The organism is Jiella avicenniae (assembly GCF_021390325.1).
GTDB lineage: Bacteria > Pseudomonadota > Alphaproteobacteria > Rhizobiales > Rhizobiaceae > Jiella > Jiella avicenniae.
In genome coordinates this window covers 441,034-460,554 of record NZ_JAJUWU010000003.1, presented here as the reverse complement: position 1 = coordinate 460,554, position 19,521 = coordinate 441,034, and the positions used below count along the sequence as shown (strand labels likewise).

The window sequence follows — 19,521 nt, the reverse complement described above, 5'->3', positions numbered from 1 at the left end:
GACGACGCCGAGCTGCTCGAGCTCGTCGAGCTCGAGGTTCGCGAGCTTCTCTCGTCCTACGAGTTCCCGGGCGACGACATTCCGATCGTCAAGGGTTCGGCGCTGGCCGCCCTCGAGGACTCGAATAAGGAAATCGGCGAGGACGCCGTCCGCGAGCTGATGAAGGAAGTCGACGCTTACATCCCGACGCCGGAGCGCCCGATCGACCAGCCGTTCCTGATGCCGATCGAGGACGTCTTCTCGATCTCGGGTCGCGGCACGGTCGTCACCGGCCGCGTCGAGCGCGGGGTGATCAAGGTCGGCGAGGAAGTCGAGATCGTCGGCATCCGCGACACCAAGAAGACGACGGTGACCGGCGTCGAGATGTTCCGCAAGCTGCTCGACCAGGGCCAGGCGGGCGACAACATCGGCGCGCTGATCCGCGGCGTCGACCGCGAAGGCGTCGAGCGCGGCCAGGTGCTGTGCAAGCCGGGCTCGGTGAAGCCGCACACCAAGTTCAAGGCCGAGGCCTACATCCTGACCAAGGAAGAAGGCGGCCGCCACACGCCGTTCTTCACCAACTACCGGCCGCAGTTCTACTTCCGCACGACGGACGTGACCGGCGTCTGCACGCTGCCGGAGGGCACCGAGATGGTGATGCCGGGCGACAACGTGACCATGGACGTCACGCTGATCGTTCCGATCGCGATGGAAGAGCGCCTGCGCTTCGCCATCCGCGAAGGCGGCCGCACCGTCGGCGCCGGCATCGTCGCGGCGATCGTCGAGTAGCATCCGCGTCTTCGGCCGGCGCCCTGCGGTCGCTTCGACCCGGGCGCCGGCCGCTCCGCCTCTCCAGTCGAGAGGCGGGCGGGACGGGGTTCCGCGCACAGATTGGCTGATTTTGAGACTGATAAGCGCTCGGAGAAGGGCCGGCGGCAGCCGGCTGCTTCCGACAGAGGACAATAGAACATGAACGGCCAGAATATCCGCATCCGTCTGAAGGCGTTCGACCATCGGGTCCTCGACGCTTCGACGCGCGAGATCGTGTCGACGGCCAAGCGCACGGGCGCGAATGTGCGCGGGCCGATCCCGCTGCCGACGCGCATCGAGAAGTTTACCGTGAACCGTTCGCCGCACGTCGACAAGAAGTCGCGCGAACAGTTTGAAATGCGCACCCACAAGCGGCTTCTCGACATCGTCGATCCGACGCCGCAGACGGTCGATGCGCTGATGAAGCTCGACCTCGCCGCCGGCGTCGACGTCGAGATCAAGCTCTGATCAGAGCACGGGAAGGATAACGCCCATGCGTTCAGGTGTGATTGCACAGAAGGTCGGCATGACCCGCGTCTACAACGACGCCGGAGAGCATGTTCCGGTCACCGTCCTGAAGGTCGAGAACCTGCAGGTCGTCGCCCAGCGGACCCGCGACAAGAACGGCTACACCGCCGTTCAGCTCGGCGCCGGTCTCGCCAAGGTGAAGAATACGTCGAAGGCCATGCGCGGCGTTTTCGCCCAGGCCTCCGTCGAGCCGAAGCGCAAGCTCGTCGAGTTCCGCGTCTCCGAGGACAACATGATCGACATCGGTGCCGAGATCACCGCCGATCATTTCGTCGCCGGGCAGATCGTCGACGTGACGGGCACCTCGATCGGCAAGGGCTTTGCCGGTGCGATGAAGCGCCACAACTTCGGTGGTCTTCGCGCGACCCACGGCGTGTCCGTCTCGCACCGTTCGCACGGTTCGACCGGTCAGCGCCAGGATCCCGGCAAGGTCTTCAAGAACAAGAAGATGGCCGGTCACATGGGCCAGGTTCGGGTGACCACCCAGAACCTCGAGATCGTTCGCACCGATCCCGAGAAGGGCCTGATCCTCGTGCGTGGCGCCGTGCCGGGTTCGAAGGGTGGCTGGATCGAGGTCCGCGACGCCGTCAAGGCTTCGCTGCCGGACAACGCGCCGAAGCCGGCCGCGCTTCGCCAGGCCGCGAACGACACGGCCAGGGCCGAAGTGAGCGAAGCCGAGGGGGCTGAGTAATGGATATCACGATCAAGAGCCTCGACGGCTCGGACGCCGGCAAGGTGACGCTGGCCGACGAGATCTTCGGCCTCGACCCGCGCGAGGACATCCTCCAGCGCATGGTTCGCTGGCAGCTGGCCAAGCGCCAGCAGGGCACGCACGAGACGCTCGGCCGCGCCGAGATCGCCCGGACCGGCGCCAAGCTGTACCGGCAGAAGGGCACCGGCCGCGCGCGTCACGGTTCGGCGCGTGCGCCGCAGTTCCGCGGCGGTGGCAAGGCCCACGGTCCGACGACCCGCAGCCATGCCCACGATCTGCCGAAGAAGTTCCGGGCGCTGGCGCTGCGCCATGCCCTGTCCGCCAAGGCGAAGTCGGGCGGCCTCATCGTCGTCGACGATCTGAAGGCCGAGGACGGCAAGACCAAGGCCGCGGTGAAGCGGTTCGCCGATCTCGGCGTCGCCAACGCGCTGATCATCGGCGGCGCCGAACTCGACGTGAACTTCTCGCGCTCGGCCCGCAACATTCCGCACATCGACGTCCTGCCGGTGCAGGGCATCAATGTTTACGACATTCTGCGCCGTCAGACGCTGGTTCTGTCCAAGGCCGCAGTCGAGGCTCTCGAGGAGCGCTTCAAATGACCGATCTGCGCCATTACGACGTGATCACCTCGCCGGTGATCACCGAGAAGTCGACCCTTTTGTCGGAAGCCAACCAGGTCGTCTTCAACGTGCCGGGCACGGCCAGCAAGCCGCAGATCAAGGCGGCGGTCGAGGCCCTGTTCAACGTCAAGGTCGCCGCGGTGAACACCCTGGTCCGCAAGGGCAAGGTCAAGCGCTTCAAGGGCCGCATCGGCCGGCAGAGCGACCAGAAGAAAGCCGTCGTGACCCTGGCCGAGGGCCAGTCCATCGACGTCTCGACCGGACTCTGAGCGGGACCGGAGGAAAAAGCAGATGGCACTGAAGAATTTCAAGCCGAACACTCCGAGCCAGCGCCAGCTGGTCATCGTCGACCGTTCGGGCCTCCACAAGGGCAAGCCGGTCAAGCACCTGACCGAGGGGCTCAGCTCCAAGGGCGGGCGCAACAACACCGGCCGGATCACCGCGCGCTATCAGGGCGGCGGTCACAAGCGGACCTACCGCATCGTCGACTTCAAGCGTCGCAAGCTGGACGTCGCCGGCACCGTGGAGCGGCTCGAATACGATCCGAACCGCACGGCCTTCATCGCGCTGATCCGCTACGAGGACGGCGAGCTGGCCTACATCCTGGCACCGCAGCGGCTCGCCGCCGGCGACCAGGTGATCGCGGGCCTGTCGGGCGTCGACGTGAAACCGGGCAATGCGATGCCGCTTTCGGCGATCCCGGTCGGCACCATCATCCACAATGTGGAGATGAAGCCCGAAAAGGGCGGCCAGATCGCCCGGTCGGCGGGCTCCTATGCCCAGCTGGTCGGCCGCGACCAGGGCATGGCGATCCTGCGCCTCAATTCGGGTGAGCAGCGGCTCGTCCCGGCGTCGTGTTTCGCGACGGTCGGCGCCGTGTCGAACCCGGACCACGGCAACATCAATCTCGGCAAGGCCGGTCGCAGCGTCTGGCTCGGCAAGCGGCCGCACGTTCGCGGCGTCGCGATGAACCCGGTCGACCATCCGCATGGCGGCGGCGAAGGCCGCACCTCCGGCGGCCGTCACCCGGTCACGCCGTGGGGCAAGCCGACCAAGGGCAAGCGCACGCGCCAGAACAAGGCGACCGACAAGTTCATCATGCGCTCGCGCCATCAGCGCAAGAAGTAAGGGAAACTTTCAATGGCACGTTCTGTCTGGAAGGGCCCGTTCGTCGATGGCTTTCTTCTCAAGAAGGCCGACAAGGCCCGCTCGAGCGGCCGCAACGACGTCATCAAGATCTGGAGCCGGCGGTCGACGATCCTGCCGCAGTTCGTGGGTCTGACCTTCGGCGTCTACAACGGCAACAAGCACATTCCGGTTTCGGTCAACGAGGACATGGTCGGACACAAGTTCGGCGAGTTCGCCCCGACCCGCACCTACTACGGCCACGGCGCCGACAAGAAGGCGAAGAGGAAGTAACCATGGGCAAGGCGAAAGCCGAGCGTCGGCTTGCGGAGAACGAGGCGAGGGCAGTGGCCCGCTCGATCCGCGTCAGCCCGCAGAAACTCAATCTCGTCGCGCAGCTGATCCGCGGCAAGAGGGTAGACCGCGCGCTCGCAGATCTCACCTTCTCGCGCAAGCGGATTGCCGAGACGGTCAAGAAGACGCTGGAAAGCGCGATCGCGAACGCCGAGAACAACCACGATCTCGACGTCGACGCATTGGTGGTCGCCGAGGCCTATGTCGGCAAGTCGATCACGATGAAGCGCTTCCACGCCCGCGGTCGTGGCCGTGCGAGCCGGGTCGAGAAGCCCTTCGCGCACCTGACCATCGTCGTGCGCGAAGTCGAGGAAGTCGAGGAGGCCGCGTAATGGGTCAGAAAATCAATCCGACCGGCTTCAGGCTCGGGATCAATCGGACGTGGGATTCGCGCTGGTTCGCCAACAAGGGCGAGTACGGCAAGCTGCTCCACGAGGATCTGAAGATCCGCAACTACCTGATGGGCGAGCTGAAGCAGGCGGCGGTCTCCAAGATCGTCATCGAGCGTCCGCACAAGAAGTGCCGCATCACGATCCACTCGGCGCGTCCGGGCATCGTCATCGGCAAGAAGGGCGCCGACATCGAGAAGCTTCGCCGGAAGCTGTCTTCGATGACCAATGCCGAGACGCACATCAACATCGTCGAGGTCCGCAAGCCCGAGACCGACGCGACGCTGGTGGCGCAGTCGATCGCTCAGCAGCTGGAGCGCCGCGTGGCGTTCCGCCGTGCCATGAAGCGCGCCGTCCAGTCGGCGATGCGCCTCGGCGCCGAGGGCATCCGGATCAATTGCGGCGGCCGTCTCGGCGGCGCCGAGATCGCCCGCACCGAGTGGTATCGCGAGGGCCGGGTGCCGCTGCACACGCTGCGCGCCGACATCGACTACGGCACGGCCGAGGCCGAGACGGCCTATGGCATCTGCGGCGTCAAGGTCTGGATCTTCAAGGGCGAGATCCTCGAGCACGATCCGATGGCCTCCGAGCGCCGGGCGGTCGAGGGCGACGGCCACGGCGGTGGTGGTGGCGGACGCCGCCGCGAGCACGCCTGAGGGCCGGTTGAGAATTCGGAGTAGACAAAGATGCTACAGCCAAAGCGAACGAAGTACCGGAAGGCGTTCAAAGGACGCATTCACGGTACCTCCAAGGGTGGAACGGCTCTCAACTTCGGCGCCTTCGGTCTGAAGGCGCTGGAGCCCGAGCGGGTCACCGCCCGCCAGATCGAGGCGGCCCGCCGCGCGATCACCCGTCAGATGAAGCGCCAGGGCCGGGTGTGGATCCGGATCTTCCCGGATCTGCCGGTGACGTCGAAGCCGACGGAAGTGCGCATGGGTAAGGGTAAGGGCGGCGTCGACTATTGGGCGGCCCGGGTCCATCCCGGCCGCGTGATGTTCGAGATCGACGGCGTTCCCGAGGACATCGCCCGCGAGGCCCTGCGCCTCGGCGCGGCAAAGCTGCCGATCCGCACGCGCTTCATCCAGCGCATCGCGGAATGATAGGAGAGTTTGACGTGAAAGCTTCCGACGTCAGAACCATGACCCAGGACGAACTCACCGACGAGCTCGCCAAGCTGAAGAAAGAGCAGTTCAACCTGCGTTTCCAGCGTGCCACGGGTCAACTCGAGAACACGGCGCGCGTGCGCCAGGTCCGTCGCGACATCGCGCGGATCAAGACGATCGCACGGGCCAAGTCGGCCGACGCCAAGGCCTGAAGGACGAGACTATGCCGAAACGCATTCTGCAGGGGACGGTGGTCTCCGACAAGAACGACAAGACGGTTGTGGTGCTGGTGGAACGTCGTTTCGCCCATCCGCTGCTGAAGAAGACCGTGCGCCGGTCGAAGAAGTACAAGGCGCACGACGCTCAGAACGAGTTCAAGGTCGGCGACATCGTCTCCATCGAGGAGTCGCGCCCGATCTCCAAGGACAAGAGCTGGACCGTCGTTTCCAGCGCGTCGACGACGCAAGCAGCAAGTTGAACGAATGCGCCGGTTCGCCGCCATATGGCGGCGCTCCCGGCGACAAGCTTTTGAAGGCGGCCTGACATGATTCAGATGCAAACAAACCTCGACGTCGCGGATAATTCCGGCGCCCGTCGTGTCATGTGCATCAAGGTTCTGGGCGGCTCGAAGCGGAAGTACGCCTCGGTCGGCGACGTCATCGTCGTGTCCGTGAAGGAGGCGATCCCGCGCGGCCGCGTCAAGAAGGGCGACGTGATGAAGGCCGTGGTGGTCCGTACCGCCAAGGACATCCGTCGCGCCGACGGCTCGGTGATCCGGTTCGACCGGAACGCCGCCGTCCTGATCGACAACAAGAAAGAGCCGATCGGCACCCGTATCTTCGGACCGGTTCCCCGCGAGCTTCGCGGCAAGAACCACATGAAGATCGTGTCGCTGGCCCCCGAAGTTCTTTAAGAGGAGAGCGGACGATGCAGAAGATCCGCAAGGGCGACACCGTCGTCGTGCTCGCCGGCAAGGACAAGGGCCGGTCGGGCGAAGTCATCAAGATGATGCCGAAGGAAGACAAGGCCCTGGTCCAGGGCGTGAACATGGTCAAGCGCCACCAGCGCCAGACCGCTTCCCAGGAAGCCGGCATCATCGCCAAGGAAGCGCCGATCCACCTTTCGAACCTCGCGGTCGCCGACCCGAAGGACGGCAAGGCGACCCGTATCGGATTCAAGACTCTCGAAGACGGCACCAAGGTGCGCGTCGCCAAGCGTTCGGGGGAAGAGATCAATGGCTGAAGCTGCTAACTACGAGCCTCGCCTCAAGCGCGTCTATCGCGAGGACGTCCGCAAGGCGTTGCAGGATCAGTTCTCATACGAGAACGACATGCAGCTGCCGCGGCTCGACAAGGTCGTCATCAACATGGGCGTTGGCGAAGCGACCGGCGATTCCAAGAAGCCGTCCGTCGCCGCCGAAGACCTCGCGCGGATCGCCGGCCAGAAGCCGGTCATCACCCGCGCGGGCAAGTCGATCGCCGGCTTCAAGGTCCGCGAAGGCATGCCGATCGGCTGCAAGGTGACGCTGCGCCGCGAGCGCATGTACGAATTCGTGGATCGGCTGATCCAGATCGCACTGCCCCGGGTCCGCGATTTCCGCGGCCTCAATCCGAAGAGCTTTGACGGCCGTGGCAACTTCGCCATGGGCATCAAGGAGCACATCGTGTTCCCCGAGATCAACTACGACAAGGTCGATCAGATGTGGGGCATGGACATCATCGTTTGTACGACGGCCAAGACGGACGAGGAAGCGCGCGCCCTCTTGAAGGCGTTCAACTTCCCCTTCCGGACGAACTGACGCCCGTAACGGCAGACGAGCAAAGGACGAGACAATGGCCAAGAAGGGCATGATCGAGCAGAACAAGCACCGCCAGGAAATGGTGGCGAAATACGCCGCCAAGCGGGCTGCTCTGAAGGCGATCACCAAGAACGCCGACGCTCCGATGGAAGAGCGTTTCAAGGCGCAGCTGCAGCTCGCCGAGCTGCCGCGCAACGGTTCGAAGGTGCGCATCCGCAATCGCTGCGAGGTCACCGGTCGGCCCCGCGCTTACTATCGCAAGCTCAAGATGAGCCGTATCGCGCTCCGGGAACTCGGCAACAACGGCCAGATCCCCGGCATCGTGAAGTCGAGCTGGTAAGGAGGGTTCGCCATGTCTATGTCTGATCCGCTCGGCGACATGCTGACCCGCATCCGCAACGCCGTCATGCGCAACAAGTCGTCGGTTTCGACCCCGGCTTCGAAGCTGCGTGGCCGCGTTCTCGACGTCCTCAAGGACGAGGGTTACATCCGCGGCTACACGCTCACGGAATTCGGCAACGGCAAGTCCGAATACGAGATCGAGCTGAAGTACTACGAAGGCCAGGCGGTGATCCGCGAGATCGCCCGCGTCTCCAAGCCCGGCCGCCGCGTCTACGTTTCGGCGAAGACGATCCCGCAGGTCGCCAACGGCCTCGGCATTTCGGTCCTCTCGACGCCGAAGGGCGTCATGGCGGACCACAGCGCCCGCGAACAGAATGTCGGCGGCGAGGTTCTCTGCCGGGTCTTCTGACGCGCGCAGTTTCATGCCATAGGGCGGGTGTCGCATCGACTTTACCAGTCGCGCGCCACCCGTCAGCATTTGAAAACGCATGGTATGTCGCCTCGAAAGGGCAGATGGCAGCCGTGCACGAAACGGACAGGGTTTCGAAATGTCCCGCATTGGAAAGAAGCCGGTCACCGTTCCCGAGGGCGTCACCGCCTCGGTCGACGGACAGACCGTCAAGGCCAAGGGCCCGAAGGGCGAACTCGCCTTCGTCGTCAACGACGAAGTGCTGGTCAAGATGGAAGACGGAGCGGTCAAGGTCGACCCGCGCGATCAGTCGAAGGTCGCACGCTCCAAGTGGGGCATGTCGCGCACCATGATCGAGAACATCTTCGCCGGCGTGAAGACCGGTTTCGAGAAGAAGCTCGAGATCAACGGCGTCGGCTATCGCGCCGCCATGCAGGGCAAGAACCTGCAGCTGTCTCTCGGCTTTTCCCACGAGGTCGTCTATCAGACGCCCGAGGGCATTTCGATCGCCGTGCCGAAGCCGACCGAGATCGTCGTCACCGGCATCGACAAGCAGCGCGTCGGCCAGGTCGCCGCGGAAATCCGCGAATATCGCGGTCCCGAGCCCTACAAGGGCAAGGGTGTGAAGTACGCGGGCGAGAAGATCGTCCGTAAGGAAGGCAAGAAGAAGTAAGGTCCGGTCATGGCTACTCCTAAGGAATCGCTGCGGCGCCGTGCTTCGCGGATTCGCCGTTCGCTGAAGAAGGTGGCGAATGGTCGCCCCCGTCTTTCGGTTCACCGCTCGTCGAAGAACATCTACGCTCAGGTCATCGACGACGAGGCCGGGCGCACGCTCGCTGCCGCCTCGACGCTTGAGCCGACGCTGCGTAAGGACCTGAAAACCGGCGCCGACGTCGCCGCGGCCACCGCCGTCGGCAAGCTCGTCGCCGAGCGCGCCAGGGAAGCCGGCGTCACCGACGTGGTTTTCGATCGCGGCGCGTTCATCTATCACGGCCGCGTCAAGGCGCTGGCCGATTCGGCCAGAGAGGCCGGCCTGAACTTCTGATCGGGCCTTCCACTCTTCGGCGTCGGCGCCTTCGCGCCGGCGTTTCGCTCGGCCGCCGATGGGCGGCCGTTCCCATGGACGCCACCGGAAAAGAACAAGGACTAGGATATGGCGCCTCGTAACGATCGCAATGATCGCCGTGACGATCACGACGACGGTTTCGTCGACAAGCTCGTCCACATCAATCGTGTCGCAAAAGTCGTCAAGGGCGGTCGCCGCTTCGGCTTCGCCGCGCTCGTCGTCGTCGGCGACCTGAAGGGCCGCGTCGGCTTCGGCCACGGCAAGGCCCGCGAAGTGCCCGAAGCGATCCGCAAGGCGACGGAAGCCGCCAAGCGCGACCTGATCTTCGTGCCGCTGCGCGATGGCCGCACGCTGCATCACGACGCTTCCGGTCGCCACGGCGCCGGCAAGGTGATCCTGCGCGCCGCCGAGGCCGGTACCGGCATCATCGCCGGTGGCCCGATGCGCGCCGTCTTCGAAGCGGTCGGCATGCACGACGTCGTTGCCAAGTCGCTCGGTTCGTCGAACCCCTACAACATGGTTCGCGCCACCTTCGACGCCCTGAAGAACGCGACCCATCCGAAGGACGTCGCTGCTCGTCGCGGCATCAAGTATTCGACGCTTCAGGCCCGTCGCCAGGATCATCGCGGCGCGGCTCCGGCCGCCGCCGAGGACGCCGTCGCGGCGGAATGACACGGACGGCCTTCGTGCCATCGATTGAAGGAGCCTGAGCATGGCCAATGACAAGACCGCCGGCAAGACGGTGACCGTCGAGCAGTACGGCAGCCCCATCCGCCGCCCGAAGGACCAGCGCCAGACGCTGGTCGGCCTCGGACTGAACAAGATGAACCGCCGCCGGACTCTGGAAGACACGCCCGCCGTTCGCGGGATGATCGCCAAGGTGAAGCACATGGTGCGGATCGTCGACGAAGTCTGAGCGCTTCGCCGACGCCGGCCCGCGCCCTTTGCGGTTCGGGCGTTAGACCCCTTTTTACCAGGCGGCCTCTGAGCGCTGATGCGGCTCGCGGCGGCCAAGGAGAAGAGACATGAAACTCAACGAGCTTTCCGACATGGACGGCGCCACCCACTCGCGCAAGCGGGTGGGGCGCGGCATCGGTTCGGGCAAGGGCAAGACCGGCGGGCGTGGCGTCAAGGGCCAGAAGTCCCGTTCGGGCGTCGCTATCAACGCCTTCGAGGGCGGTCAGATGCCGCTCTACCGGCGGCTGCCGAAGCGCGGCTTCGTCAACATCTTCGCCAAGGACTACAACGTCGTCTCGGTCGGCCGCCTGCAGCAGGCCGTCGACGCCAAGAAGCTCGACGCCTCGCAGCCGATCGATCTCGCGACGCTCGTCGCGGCGGGCGTGATTCGCCGTCCGAAGGACGGTGTGCGGCTCCTCGGCGACGGCGAGCTTTCGGCCAAGCTGACGATCACCGTCGCCGGTGCCTCCAAGTCGGCCGTCGGGAAGGTGGAGAAGGCCGGCGGTTCCGTCACCGCGACGGCCGTGCGCAAGTCCGCAGCGTCCGCCGAGGCCTGAAGCCGCGGCCACTAGCGTCGGCCGCTTGCCGGCCGACGTCACGGAGGGAGAGGGCCCCTCGCTCATGCGCTGTTCGCTGAAACGAATTGGGCGCTTGCGTGGCAGAGCACTCCCGCTTATCTGACGGGTCTCGGCAAAAGGTCCGTCTTTGAGCCCGAGTCCGGTCGGGCGCCTGATGCGCTGCTCGGCCGTCTGCGGGACAACCCCGGGGAGCCCCTCGACATGGCATCGGCAGCGGAACAACTTGCCGCCAATTTGAATTTTTCGGCCTTCGGCAAGGCCGAAGACCTGAAGAAGCGCATCTGGTTCACCCTCGGCGCGCTCCTCGTCTATCGCCTCGGGACCTACATTCCGATGCCGGGTATCGATCCGGCTGCGCTCGCCCAGGCGTTCCAGCAGCAGTCGACCGGCATTCTCGGCCTGTTCAACATGTTTTCCGGCGGCGCCGTCGGCCGCATGGCGATCTTCGCCCTCGGAATCATGCCCTACATCTCGGCCTCGATCATCATCCAGCTGATGACTTCCGTCGTCCCTTCGCTCGAACAGCTGAAGAAGGAGGGCGAGCAGGGCCGCAAGGTGATCAACCAGTACACCCGCTACGGCACCGTGCTGCTCGCGACCTTCCAGGCCTACGGTATCGCCGCCGGGCTCGAGACGCAGGCAGGTCTCGTCGTCGATCCGGGTTGGTTCTTCCGCATCTCGGCCGTGATCACGCTCGTCGGCGGCACGATGTTCCTGATGTGGCTGGGTGAGCAGATCACCTCCCGCGGCATCGGCAACGGCATCTCGCTGATCATCTTCGCGGGCATCGTCGCGCATCTGCCGGCGGCCATCGCCAACCTGCTCGAACTCGGTCGCACCGGCGCCCTGTCGACGACGATCATCCTGCTCGTCATCGTCGTCGCCGTCGCCTGCATCGCCTTCATCGTCTTCGTCGAGCGGGCGCAGCGGCGGTTGCTGATCCAGTATCCGAAACGCCAGGTCGGCAACCGGATGTTCCAGGGCGACACCTCGCATCTGCCGCTCAAGCTCAACACCGCCGGCGTCATTCCGCCGATCTTCGCCTCTTCGCTCCTGCTTCTGCCGGTCACGGTGGCGAACTTCACCGATACGTCGCAGCTGCCGGACTGGGGCACGGCGATCGTCGCCTCGCTCGGCCACGGCCAGCCGCTCTACATGCTCTTCTATGCCGGGCTGATCGCGTTCTTCGCCTTCTTCTACACGGCCGTCGTGTTCAATCCGAAGGACACGGCCGACAATCTGAAGAAGCATGGCGGCTTCATTCCGGGCATCCGCCCGGGCGAACGGACGGCGGAATACATCGACTACGTCCTGACGCGCATCACCGTGATCGGCGCGATCTATCTTGTGCTGATCTGCCTTTTGCCCGAGTTTCTGATTTCCGCGGCAGGCGTTCCGTTCTATCTCGGAGGGACGTCGCTGCTCATCGTCGTCTCCGTGACGATGGACACGGTGGCGCAGATTCAAGGTCACCTTTTGGCCCATCAGTACGAAGGCCTCGTGAAGAAAGCGAAGCTCAGAGGGGGGAGACGCGGAGCACGATGAAGCTGATTTTGCTTGGACCGCCGGGTGCGGGAAAGGGAACGCAGGCGCAGCGTCTGATCGATCGCCACGGCATTCCGCAGCTTTCGACGGGAGACATGCTTCGGGCCGCGGTCGCCGCCGAAACGCCGGTGGGTGTGAAGGCCAAGGCGATCATGGACGCCGGCAATCTCGTCCCCGACGAGGTGGTGAATGCCATCGTCGCCGATCGGCTGGCGGCGGACGACTGCTCCGACGGCTTCATTCTCGACGGCTATCCTCGGACGCTCAAGCAGGCCGACGCTCTGGAGGCGCTGCTCAAGGGGCGCGGCCAGCATCTCGATCACGTCATCGAGTTGAAGGTCGACGACGACATCCTCGTCAAGCGCGTCTCCGGTCGGTTCTCCTGCGCGAATTGCGGCACGGTCTATCACGACGAGGATCACCGGCCGAAGAGCGAAGGCGTCTGCGACAATTGCGGCTCGAAGGAGTTCAAGCGTCGGCCGGACGACAACGCCGAGACGATGCGATCGCGCCTGCGGACCTACTACAGGGAAACGTCGCCTCTGGTCGGCTATTACCATTGCAAGGGGACGCTGCGATCGATCGACGGTATGGCGCCGATCGACGACGTGACCCGGACCATCGAAGAAATCCTGAAGAGCTGACCCGGCAATTTCGTCGGCAGCGGTGGGGGTGGGCGCTTGCGGGAACGCCGGGGCCGATCGCCGGCGGGCGGTCCGGGAAGCATCGCCAACCCGCCCCTGCGGTAGCCATGCGTTCGAGATCGGTCTATTGCGGTGCTCTCTGCTCGTCCGGACCGCGGCGCCGAGGAAGGCGGCGGTCCGGGCGGCGTGACAGGATGAAGGGCGAATTTCCAGCGTGACGCCGAGTGCCGACATCGACAGGACGAGTGCGACGACGTCGTCGGGCAACCGGGAGGCGATCGAGCCGTCGAGTCCGGTCGCCTATTTCGGCGATGACGAGCCGCTTCATCTCGATGCGGGCATCGATCTTTCGCCGCTTCAAATCGCCTACAACACCTATGGTGAGCTGAACGCCGATCGCAGCAACGCGATCCTGATCTGCCACGCGCTGACGATGGATCACTTCCCCGCCAGCCGCTCGCCGGTGACCGGCAAGCCGGGCTGGTGGCTGCCGCTGATAGGACCGGGAAAGCCGGTCGACACCGACCGGTATTTCGTCATCTGCTCGAACGTCATCGGCGGTTGCATGGGCTCGACCGGTCCGGCATCGATCGATCCCGCGACGGGAGAGCCCTACGGCCTGACGCTTCCGGTGATCACGATCCGCGACATGGTGCGGGCCCAGAAGATGCTGGTGGAGCGTCTCGGCATCGACACGCTGTTCGCCGTGATCGGCGGTTCCATGGGCGGCATGCAGGTGCTGCAGTGGACGGTGAGCTATCCGGACAAGGTGTTCGCGGCCTTGCCGATCGCCACGGGTGCGCGGCACTCGGCCCAGAACATCGCCTTTCACGAGATCGGCCGCCAGGCCGTCATCGCCGATCCGGATTGGGAGAGCGGCCGCTATTTCGCCCATGGCAAGCGGCCCGTGAAGGGGCTGGCGGTCGCCCGCATGACGGCGCACGTCACCTATCTTTCGGAAATGGCGCTGCATCGCAAGTTCGGACGCAATCTGCAGGATCGCGACGTCCTGGGCTTCGGTTTCGATGCGGACTTCCAGATCGAGAGCTACCTGCGCCACCAGGGCATGACCTTCGTCGACCGCTTCGACGCCAACTCCTATCTCTATCTGACCCGGGCGATGGATTATTTCGACATCGCCGGGGATTTCGACGGCTCGCTCGCCAAGGCGTTTCAGGGATCGCAGACGCGGTTCTGCCTCATCTCCTTCTCCTCCGACTGGTTGTTTCCGACCGAGGAGAACCGCGCCGTCGTCCACGCGCTCAACGCGGCTGCCGCGTCGGTCTCCTTCGTCGAGATCGACACCGACCGTGGTCATGACGCGTTCCTCTTGGACGAACCGGAGTTCTTTGCGGCGATCGACGGATTCGTCTCGTCGGCAGCGCGGGCGAGGGGGCTTTCCCGGTGACGTTGTCCGGCGATACGAGAGCGCCAGGTCCGACGGCGACGAGCGAAACGGTGGCGGGGACCCCTGCCGGGATCCGCGTCGATCTCGAGGTGATCGCCGGGCTCGTCGAACCGAATTCCCGGGTGCTCGACGTCGGCTCGGGCGACGGCGCTCTCTTGGCGCTGCTGCAATCTCGCCGTCACGTGGACGGGCGGGGCATCGAGATCAGCCAGGCCGGCGTCAACGAATGCGTGGCGCGGGGGCTCTCGGTGATCCAGGGGGACGCCGACCGCGACCTCGTCCATTATCCCGACGACGCTTTCGACTACGTCATCCTCTCCCAGACCATCCAGGCGACGCGCAATCCCAAGATCGTTTTGACCGAACTCTTGCGGATCGGCCGCCGGGCGATCGTGTCCTTCCCGAATTTCGGCCACTGGACGATCCGCTATTCGCTCGGCCTCAGGGGCTCGATGCCGGTGACCCGGAATCTCACCCACGCCTGGTACGAGACGCCGAACATCCATTTCTGCACCATCCGCGACTTCGTCGCGCTCGCGGGCGAGCTCGGCGCCACGGTCGAGACGGCCATCGCGATCAATTCCACCGGCCAGAAGATGGGCATGAAGATGCCCTGGTGGTTCTGGAACCTGTTCGGCGAGCAGGCGGTCTTCGTCCTGCGGCGGTAGGAAGCGGCCCGCTCGCGACCGCCGGCTTCGCGCTTTCGGCGTTGAGCGGGGCGCGAGATCTGTCGCTGCGAGCCGGCTCGCTGGCCGGCGGGTCAAAAGGCCGTTGCCCGCGATGGCAGGTGCCTTTCCAGAGTTCATCGAATCCCTCGGGGCGCGAGAGCGAACCGGACCGTTCTCAGCCGCGGAAGTCGGTGACCCGTCGTTCGTCATGGCGGCGGGTTCGCGGCGGCGCGATCCAGGGTGATCGGCGCCGATGGGAGAGCTTGCGCCCTGCGGCACCGGATCAATCTACGGTGGCGGCCTCCGGAAATCGCGACCATTCTTTTCTCGGGATCCTTTTCGTGCGGTCCGTCGCGGTTGCCGTTGGGAAAGGAGTTCCATTACGCAACGATATCGATAGCAACGTGGCTCAGAGGTGACACGCAGGGGTTTAGTGACTCAGAGTCACATAATAATATTGTATCGTCATCAAACGATGAATAGCGTTCCTTTGTCCTGGAGATGACCGAGGCAGAGGGGAATGTCATGCAGTTCAAGAAAATTGGAAGAGTAGCCGTCACTGCGACGATGTTGACGGCGTTGACGACGACGACGGCGTTGGCGGACTCGCAATTCGTCTTTCTCGTCGACGAGTCCGGATCGATGGCGGGTGCGCAGAATTTCCTGACGACGTTCGTGCCGCAGCTGAATGCGCAGTTGGTCAGTGGTGGATCGGCCAACAATTCTTTCGGCCTGGTCGGTTACGGCGACACGAACGAAGTTCCGCGCCAAGTTCTCGTCGGCGGCGTTCCCCTCGGAACGGCCGCCGATTTCGCGACAGCCGCGGGAACCTTGTCGACGAGCGGCGGAACCGAAGATGGCTATGCCGCCATCGACTTCGCGCTGAACAACTACATGCTGTCGAGCGACCCCAACGTGAAACGCGTGTTCGTCCTCGTGACCGACGAGGATCGCGACATCATCGACGGTTCGCTGACGTCGATCCTCATCGAGCAGGAATTGCTCAGCGGGAACATCATCCTGACGGGCATCGTGGGTCAGGAGATCACCGATCAGGCGGGGCAGCAGGCGGTTGGCGCGAGCCCGACGCAGACCTTCACGGACGTCGATGGCGACGGCGTGCCGGAGCCGTCGTCGGCACCGATTTTCACGACGGCTTTCGGCACGACCTTCGAGGATTACACCTCGCTGATGCTGTCGAGCGGCGGGTGTCTCGGAACGCTGGCCCTCATCAACCAGGGCGGTGCGGCTGCCGATGCGTTCGCGGCGGCGCTGGCGAGCTGTCTCGTTCAGGCCGTCGTCAATCCCGGTGGCGGGACGCTCGACGGCGCCAACAAGTACATCCTCCTCGCGACGCGCGACACGATGTATCGCTTCCACAACGACTTCAACGATCAGATCGCGCTACGACTGTCGGGCCTGACCCGCGGCCCCGATCTCCTGACCGGCGGCGCCGGGCCGCTGGCCTTTGCCGAGGAATCGAGCAACCCCTTCAGCGGGATCGCCAATTCCGCGCTCTCGCTGGGAAATCCCACCCTGTCGCAGAATGCCTATCAGGGGGAGGGCTGGCGGCTCTACATCGGCGCGGCCGGGACGCAGGGCTCCACCGACTACGGCGACTTCGGAGAGGATTTCAGCCTCGGCAGTTTCACGACCCTGGCGGGACTGGATTATGCGATGTCCGAGAGGTCCCTCGTCGGCGTGGCCGTCGGCTACTCGGTTTCCGGCTCGCAGGAGGATGGAACGACCAGTTCCGTCGACGGTGAAGCGATTTCCGTGGCACTTTACGGCACGATGCCGATCCTGTCCGACGGTTATGTCGACGCAATCGCGTCCTACACCCACGCGACCTTCGACATGTTCCGGGAGAATTCGACCGGCGGTGCGACGTCCGAGACCGATGGTGACGCCTATGGCGCCAAAGTCGAGGCGGGCTGGAAGTTCGATGCCGCCTCGATGGTCGACGTCATTCCCGCGGTGGAATTGGGATATACCCACATCGACGTCGACGGGTTCACCGAAAAACAGGCGAACGGCGCGACCTACGGCGACCAGTCGAACGACGTTTTCAACGTCACACCGAAGTTGACGCTCACCAAGGCGTTCGTCGGCGACGTCTACACCGTTGCTCCGATCGTCATGGCCGGGGTGCGGTTTGCGGCCGGAGATCTCGACAACGAAGTCGACGTCAAGCTCAACGTCAACGGCAACGCCTTGCCCGACTTCCATCTCCCGAGTCTCGACGAGGTGACGGGCATTGCCCAGGTCGGCATTGCCTTCAACAAGAACGACAGCACCGTGAGCGCGCGGCTCGACTACACCGGGTCCTTCGCATCCGACCACGATGCACATTCCTTCTCCGGCAAGGTGCGTTTCGCGTTCTGACCTCTGCCGTCGGGCTTCTCGGGTGCGCGTCTGCGGTCACGGGCCGCAGGCGCGCCTTCGCTCGACCGGGCGCAAGGCTCCGCTTTCGGGACCTCAGGACGTCACGGTTCGAAGACGAATTCGTGCCGTGTGCCGTCTTCGTCGCTGTCGATATTCACCGTCCCGTTCGCTTGGGCGGTCAAAGCCCGAATCAGCCGCATACCGAGAGAACCGGGCCGGCCTTCGCCGCTCATCCCCGTCCCGTCGTCGCGTACCTCGACACGATAGGTTTCGTCGTCCCGCCTGAAATGCACCCGGATTTGCCCACCCCCGTTGGCTCCGAAGGCGTGCTTGACGCTGTTGTTGGCCACTTCGTTGACCAGAAGTCCGATCAGGATCGCCCGGTCACGCGGCATGTCGGCCGCCTCGGCGTCGCAGAGGATGTCGACGTTGCGAGCCGAGCCGAAGGACGTCGCCAGAGCCCGGCACAGGCCTTCGAGATAGCTCCGCATGTCGACCGCGCCGGTATGGTCGGAGTCGTGATAGAGAAATTCGTAGGCCTGGGCGAAGCTCTCCACCCGGCCGAGCGCTGCCTTCAGCTCCTCCTTGGCTTCGCCGCTCGCGGTCGCCGATATCTGCAGACGAAGGACCGAGGCGATCGAGGCGAAGTTGTTCTTGACCCGATGTTGCAGTTCCAGAAGCAAGGCGTCGCGATCGGCGAGCGCCTGGCGGACGGCCCGGCGGAACAACTCGGCGAGGGCGACGACGAAATAGCCCGAGAGCATGTTGACGAACACCCGCGGCCCGTCCGCAGACGTGGCGAATTCGAAGCTGCCGGCGACCGGGAGGACGAAATACCAGGCGTAGAGCGAGGAGATGGTCTCGGTGATCGCGCCGCAGAGCCAGCGCCCGAACAGGGTCGCGACGAGAACCGCCGGGATCGTCAGGGCGAATGGGCCGGCGCCCGGCATGAAGAGATCGGCGACGAACCGCAAGCCGATCGATACGGCGCTGCAAAGGATGGCGAACAGGAACTGTGTCGCGACGACCGGAAGATAGTTCTCCGCCTTCTGGGGCAGGTCGATATGCGTCAATCGCCTGAAAGCGAGATTCAAGCCGGCATCCTCCCACACGCCCCGACCTGCCGGGCGATCGGCACGGGCCTGGCCGATGGCCGCCCGCTCGACGACATCGGGCGCAAGTCGCTGGCAAAAAAGTCGGACTCGCGGCTCATGGCCATATCTCAACGGACCTGACGGCGCCAGACCCGCGCGCCGGCGCCGGCGCCCGCCGGGACCAGCACCGGCTTTGCCACCCGGCGCTCCTTCGCGGCCGAGGCGACAGGGATGCCTCGATGCAGCTGCTTCACCGCCTCGATGATGACGACGCCGGCGAACATCGGCCAGAATTTCCGCCCGATCCGCTCCATCGCCGGGGCGAAGCCGACGAGCGACCGGCGCTCGAAGGGCGGGAAGAACAGCGCTTCGCCCCAGGCGTGGGGGGTGAAGGTCACCGACCGCAGGAGCCGCGTCAGCTGGCCGCGCGACCAGGGGCGGCCCGAGCCGAAGGGCGTGTGCTCGAACCGCGCCCAGACGCCGCGGCGATGCGGCACGACGATGACCAGGCTGCCGCCCGGCGCCAGCACGCGCCAGGCCTCGGCGAGGAGCGCTTCCGGGCTCTCGGCAAATTCCAGCGCGTGGACCATCAGAATGCGGTCGATCGAGGCGTCGCCGAGCGGCAGATCCTCGATCCCGACGAGAGCGGTTCTGAGCGGAGCTCCCGCCGGCCAGCGCTCGGCACCTTGTCCGGCGGGCATGAATGCCAGCGAGCGCTCGCAATCGGTGCCGAAGCGGGAAAGGTAGGGCGTCGCATAGCCGAGCCCGAGCAGCCGCTCCTCCGAGATCGGCCGCCAGAGCGGCGAGAGCGACAGGGTGATCGAGCGGGCGGCCACCGTCCCGAGCGGCGTGGCGTAGAAGTTGCACAGATCGATGATGTCGGCATTGGTCGACAGAGCGCAATCTCCCGAGGTTCCAGCGCAGCGGCTCGTTCCCATATAGAACCATGGCCGGCCGGCTCGAAACCGTCCTGGTCGAGATTCGACGGCCGCCGCCCCGGCGGCCGG

29 protein-coding genes are annotated in these 19,521 nt (G+C 65.0%); 27 read left to right on the top strand and 2 right to left on the bottom strand.

Annotation, left to right across the window (positions count from 1 at the left end; translation table 11 throughout):
• The 27 genes from LZD57_RS04415 to LZD57_RS04285 form a co-directional block, all read left to right on the top strand.
• On the top strand, positions 1-768 hold a 768-nt coding region (locus tag LZD57_RS04415), incomplete at its 5' end, for an elongation factor Tu (protein ID WP_233717892.1).
• A gap of 180 nt (positions 769-948) precedes the next feature.
• Entirely contained in the window at positions 949-1,257 is a 309-nt protein-coding gene (rpsJ, locus tag LZD57_RS04410; protein ID WP_006205468.1) for a 30S ribosomal protein S10, read from the top strand.
• A gap of 25 nt (positions 1,258-1,282) precedes the next feature.
• Positions 1,283-2,008: a 50S ribosomal protein L3 gene (rplC, locus tag LZD57_RS04405; RefSeq protein WP_233717891.1), complete on the top strand. Its 726-nt coding sequence runs from the start codon at positions 1,283-1,285 to the stop codon at positions 2,006-2,008.
• Positions 2,008-2,628, top strand: coding sequence for a 50S ribosomal protein L4 (rplD, locus tag LZD57_RS04400; protein ID WP_233717890.1), 621 nt, complete (start codon positions 2,008-2,010; stop codon positions 2,626-2,628). The genes rplC and rplD overlap by 1 nt, the downstream gene beginning before the upstream one ends.
• Positions 2,625-2,918, top strand: coding sequence for a 50S ribosomal protein L23 (locus LZD57_RS04395; protein ID WP_233717889.1), 294 nt, complete (start codon positions 2,625-2,627; stop codon positions 2,916-2,918). Before rplD ends, LZD57_RS04395 begins: the two co-directional genes overlap by 4 nt.
• A gap of 22 nt (positions 2,919-2,940) precedes the next feature.
• Complete coding sequence (gene rplB, locus LZD57_RS04390; protein ID WP_233717888.1) at positions 2,941-3,777, top strand: 50S ribosomal protein L2; 837 nt, start codon at positions 2,941-2,943, stop codon at positions 3,775-3,777.
• A 12-nt stretch (positions 3,778-3,789) separates the two neighbouring features.
• Complete coding sequence (rpsS, locus tag LZD57_RS04385; RefSeq protein WP_163461343.1) at positions 3,790-4,068, top strand: 30S ribosomal protein S19; 279 nt, start codon at positions 3,790-3,792, stop codon at positions 4,066-4,068.
• 2 nt (positions 4,069-4,070) lie between these two features.
• Positions 4,071-4,460, top strand: a complete 390-nt coding sequence (gene rplV / locus LZD57_RS04380; RefSeq protein WP_163461341.1) for a 50S ribosomal protein L22 — start codon at positions 4,071-4,073, stop codon at positions 4,458-4,460.
• Entirely contained in the window at positions 4,460-5,173 is a 714-nt protein-coding gene (rpsC, locus tag LZD57_RS04375; protein ID WP_233717887.1) for a 30S ribosomal protein S3, read from the top strand. Before rplV ends, rpsC begins: the two co-directional genes overlap by 1 nt.
• A gap of 30 nt (positions 5,174-5,203) precedes the next feature.
• The gene (gene rplP / locus LZD57_RS04370; RefSeq protein WP_163461334.1) at positions 5,204-5,617 is read left to right on the top strand and encodes a 50S ribosomal protein L16; all 414 of its coding nucleotides are present in this window, start codon (positions 5,204-5,206) and stop codon (positions 5,615-5,617) included.
• Positions 5,618-5,631: 14 nt separating this feature from the next.
• Entirely contained in the window at positions 5,632-5,832 is a 201-nt protein-coding gene (gene rpmC / locus LZD57_RS04365) for a 50S ribosomal protein L29 (RefSeq protein WP_163461333.1), read from the top strand.
• Between the two features lie 11 nt (positions 5,833-5,843).
• Positions 5,844-6,098, top strand: coding sequence for a 30S ribosomal protein S17 (gene rpsQ, locus LZD57_RS04360; RefSeq protein WP_233717886.1), 255 nt, complete (start codon positions 5,844-5,846; stop codon positions 6,096-6,098).
• Positions 6,099-6,164: 66 nt separating this feature from the next.
• The gene (rplN, locus tag LZD57_RS04355; protein WP_163461331.1) at positions 6,165-6,533 is read left to right on the top strand and encodes a 50S ribosomal protein L14; all 369 of its coding nucleotides are present in this window, start codon (positions 6,165-6,167) and stop codon (positions 6,531-6,533) included.
• Positions 6,534-6,547: 14 nt separating this feature from the next.
• Entirely contained in the window at positions 6,548-6,862 is a 315-nt protein-coding gene (gene rplX / locus LZD57_RS04350) for a 50S ribosomal protein L24 (protein ID WP_233717885.1), read from the top strand.
• Positions 6,855-7,418, top strand: coding sequence for a 50S ribosomal protein L5 (gene rplE, locus LZD57_RS04345; RefSeq protein WP_233717884.1), 564 nt, complete (start codon positions 6,855-6,857; stop codon positions 7,416-7,418). The genes rplX and rplE overlap by 8 nt, the downstream gene beginning before the upstream one ends.
• A 34-nt stretch (positions 7,419-7,452) precedes the next feature.
• Positions 7,453-7,758, top strand: a complete 306-nt coding sequence (gene rpsN, locus LZD57_RS04340; RefSeq protein ID WP_233717883.1) for a 30S ribosomal protein S14 — start codon at positions 7,453-7,455, stop codon at positions 7,756-7,758.
• Positions 7,759-7,770: 12 nt separating this feature from the next.
• Positions 7,771-8,169: a 30S ribosomal protein S8 gene (gene rpsH / locus LZD57_RS04335; RefSeq protein WP_233717882.1), complete on the top strand. Its 399-nt coding sequence runs from the start codon at positions 7,771-7,773 to the stop codon at positions 8,167-8,169.
• Between the two features lie 139 nt (positions 8,170-8,308).
• Positions 8,309-8,842: a 50S ribosomal protein L6 gene (rplF, locus tag LZD57_RS04330; RefSeq protein WP_233717881.1), complete on the top strand. Its 534-nt coding sequence runs from the start codon at positions 8,309-8,311 to the stop codon at positions 8,840-8,842.
• Positions 8,843-8,851: 9 nt separating this feature from the next.
• The gene (rplR, locus tag LZD57_RS04325; protein WP_233717880.1) at positions 8,852-9,214 is read left to right on the top strand and encodes a 50S ribosomal protein L18; all 363 of its coding nucleotides are present in this window, start codon (positions 8,852-8,854) and stop codon (positions 9,212-9,214) included.
• A 108-nt stretch (positions 9,215-9,322) separates the two neighbouring features.
• A complete protein-coding gene (gene rpsE, locus LZD57_RS04320) occupies positions 9,323-9,907 on the top strand; it encodes a 30S ribosomal protein S5 (RefSeq protein WP_233717879.1) in 585 nt (194 codons plus the stop codon).
• A gap of 40 nt (positions 9,908-9,947) precedes the next feature.
• Positions 9,948-10,151, top strand: a complete 204-nt coding sequence (rpmD, locus tag LZD57_RS04315) for a 50S ribosomal protein L30 (protein ID WP_233717878.1) — start codon at positions 9,948-9,950, stop codon at positions 10,149-10,151.
• A gap of 109 nt (positions 10,152-10,260) precedes the next feature.
• Positions 10,261-10,749, top strand: a complete 489-nt coding sequence (gene rplO, locus LZD57_RS04310; protein WP_233717877.1) for a 50S ribosomal protein L15 — start codon at positions 10,261-10,263, stop codon at positions 10,747-10,749.
• Positions 10,750-10,971: 222 nt separating this feature from the next.
• On the top strand, positions 10,972-12,315 hold the full coding sequence (secY, locus tag LZD57_RS04305) for a preprotein translocase subunit SecY (RefSeq protein WP_233717876.1): 1,344 nt from the start codon (positions 10,972-10,974) through the stop codon (positions 12,313-12,315).
• Complete coding sequence (locus LZD57_RS04300) at positions 12,312-12,959, top strand: adenylate kinase (RefSeq protein ID WP_233717875.1); 648 nt, start codon at positions 12,312-12,314, stop codon at positions 12,957-12,959. The genes secY and LZD57_RS04300 overlap by 4 nt, the downstream gene beginning before the upstream one ends.
• A 232-nt stretch (positions 12,960-13,191) precedes the next feature.
• On the top strand, positions 13,192-14,367 hold the full coding sequence (metX, locus tag LZD57_RS04295; protein WP_233717921.1) for a homoserine O-acetyltransferase MetX: 1,176 nt from the start codon (positions 13,192-13,194) through the stop codon (positions 14,365-14,367).
• A 50-nt stretch (positions 14,368-14,417) separates the two neighbouring features.
• Positions 14,418-15,035 carry a methionine biosynthesis protein MetW gene (gene metW, locus LZD57_RS04290; RefSeq protein ID WP_233717874.1) on the top strand — a complete coding sequence of 206 codons (618 nt, stop codon included), beginning with the start codon at positions 14,418-14,420 and terminating at the stop codon, positions 15,033-15,035.
• 525 nt (positions 15,036-15,560) lie between these two features.
• The gene (locus LZD57_RS04285; protein WP_233717873.1) at positions 15,561-17,420 is read left to right on the top strand and encodes an autotransporter family protein; all 1,860 of its coding nucleotides are present in this window, start codon (positions 15,561-15,563) and stop codon (positions 17,418-17,420) included.
• Between the two features lie 101 nt (positions 17,421-17,521).
• On the opposite strand, the gene LZD57_RS04280 is transcribed toward LZD57_RS04285, so the two are convergent.
• The gene (locus tag LZD57_RS04280; RefSeq protein ID WP_233717872.1) at positions 17,522-18,514 is read right to left on the bottom strand and encodes a sensor histidine kinase; all 993 of its coding nucleotides are present in this window, start codon (positions 18,512-18,514) and stop codon (positions 17,522-17,524) included.
• 128 nt (positions 18,515-18,642) lie between these two features.
• A complete protein-coding gene (locus LZD57_RS04275) occupies positions 18,643-19,452 on the bottom strand; it encodes a class I SAM-dependent methyltransferase (RefSeq protein WP_233717871.1) in 810 nt (269 codons plus the stop codon).
• Between the last annotated feature and the right edge of the window lie 69 nt (positions 19,453-19,521).

Excerpts from the sequence above, each read along its gene's own strand:
- rpsJ (WP_006205468.1), top strand. The coding sequence starts at position 949 with ATGAACGGCCAGAATATCCGCATCCGTCTGAAGGCGTTCGACCATCGG.
- rplC (WP_233717891.1), top strand. The coding sequence starts at position 1,283 with ATGCGTTCAGGTGTGATTGCACAGAAGGTCGGCATGACCCGCGTCTAC.
- rplD (WP_233717890.1), top strand. The coding sequence starts at position 2,008 with ATGGATATCACGATCAAGAGCCTCGACGGCTCGGACGCCGGCAAGGTG.
- LZD57_RS04395 (WP_233717889.1), top strand. The coding sequence starts at position 2,625 with ATGACCGATCTGCGCCATTACGACGTGATCACCTCGCCGGTGATCACC.
- rplB (WP_233717888.1), top strand. The coding sequence starts at position 2,941 with ATGGCACTGAAGAATTTCAAGCCGAACACTCCGAGCCAGCGCCAGCTG.
- rpsS (WP_163461343.1), top strand. The coding sequence starts at position 3,790 with ATGGCACGTTCTGTCTGGAAGGGCCCGTTCGTCGATGGCTTTCTTCTC.
- rplV (WP_163461341.1), top strand. The coding sequence starts at position 4,071 with ATGGGCAAGGCGAAAGCCGAGCGTCGGCTTGCGGAGAACGAGGCGAGG.
- rpsC (WP_233717887.1), top strand. The coding sequence starts at position 4,460 with ATGGGTCAGAAAATCAATCCGACCGGCTTCAGGCTCGGGATCAATCGG.
- rplP (WP_163461334.1), top strand. The coding sequence starts at position 5,204 with ATGCTACAGCCAAAGCGAACGAAGTACCGGAAGGCGTTCAAAGGACGC.
- rpsQ (WP_233717886.1), top strand. The coding sequence starts at position 5,844 with ATGCCGAAACGCATTCTGCAGGGGACGGTGGTCTCCGACAAGAACGAC.
- rplN (WP_163461331.1), top strand. The coding sequence starts at position 6,165 with ATGATTCAGATGCAAACAAACCTCGACGTCGCGGATAATTCCGGCGCC.
- rplX (WP_233717885.1), top strand. The coding sequence starts at position 6,548 with ATGCAGAAGATCCGCAAGGGCGACACCGTCGTCGTGCTCGCCGGCAAG.
- rplE (WP_233717884.1), top strand. The coding sequence starts at position 6,855 with ATGGCTGAAGCTGCTAACTACGAGCCTCGCCTCAAGCGCGTCTATCGC.
- rpsN (WP_233717883.1), top strand. The coding sequence starts at position 7,453 with ATGGCCAAGAAGGGCATGATCGAGCAGAACAAGCACCGCCAGGAAATG.
- rpsH (WP_233717882.1), top strand. The coding sequence starts at position 7,771 with ATGTCTATGTCTGATCCGCTCGGCGACATGCTGACCCGCATCCGCAAC.
- rplF (WP_233717881.1), top strand. The coding sequence starts at position 8,309 with ATGTCCCGCATTGGAAAGAAGCCGGTCACCGTTCCCGAGGGCGTCACC.
- rplR (WP_233717880.1), top strand. The coding sequence starts at position 8,852 with ATGGCTACTCCTAAGGAATCGCTGCGGCGCCGTGCTTCGCGGATTCGC.
- rpsE (WP_233717879.1), top strand. The coding sequence starts at position 9,323 with ATGGCGCCTCGTAACGATCGCAATGATCGCCGTGACGATCACGACGAC.
- rpmD (WP_233717878.1), top strand. The coding sequence starts at position 9,948 with ATGGCCAATGACAAGACCGCCGGCAAGACGGTGACCGTCGAGCAGTAC.
- rplO (WP_233717877.1), top strand. The coding sequence starts at position 10,261 with ATGAAACTCAACGAGCTTTCCGACATGGACGGCGCCACCCACTCGCGC.
- secY (WP_233717876.1), top strand. The coding sequence starts at position 10,972 with ATGGCATCGGCAGCGGAACAACTTGCCGCCAATTTGAATTTTTCGGCC.
- LZD57_RS04300 (WP_233717875.1), top strand. The coding sequence starts at position 12,312 with ATGAAGCTGATTTTGCTTGGACCGCCGGGTGCGGGAAAGGGAACGCAG.
- LZD57_RS04285 (WP_233717873.1), top strand. The coding sequence starts at position 15,561 with ATGCAGTTCAAGAAAATTGGAAGAGTAGCCGTCACTGCGACGATGTTG.
- LZD57_RS04275 (WP_233717871.1), bottom strand. The coding sequence starts at position 19,452 with ATGGGAACGAGCCGCTGCGCTGGAACCTCGGGAGATTGCGCTCTGTCG.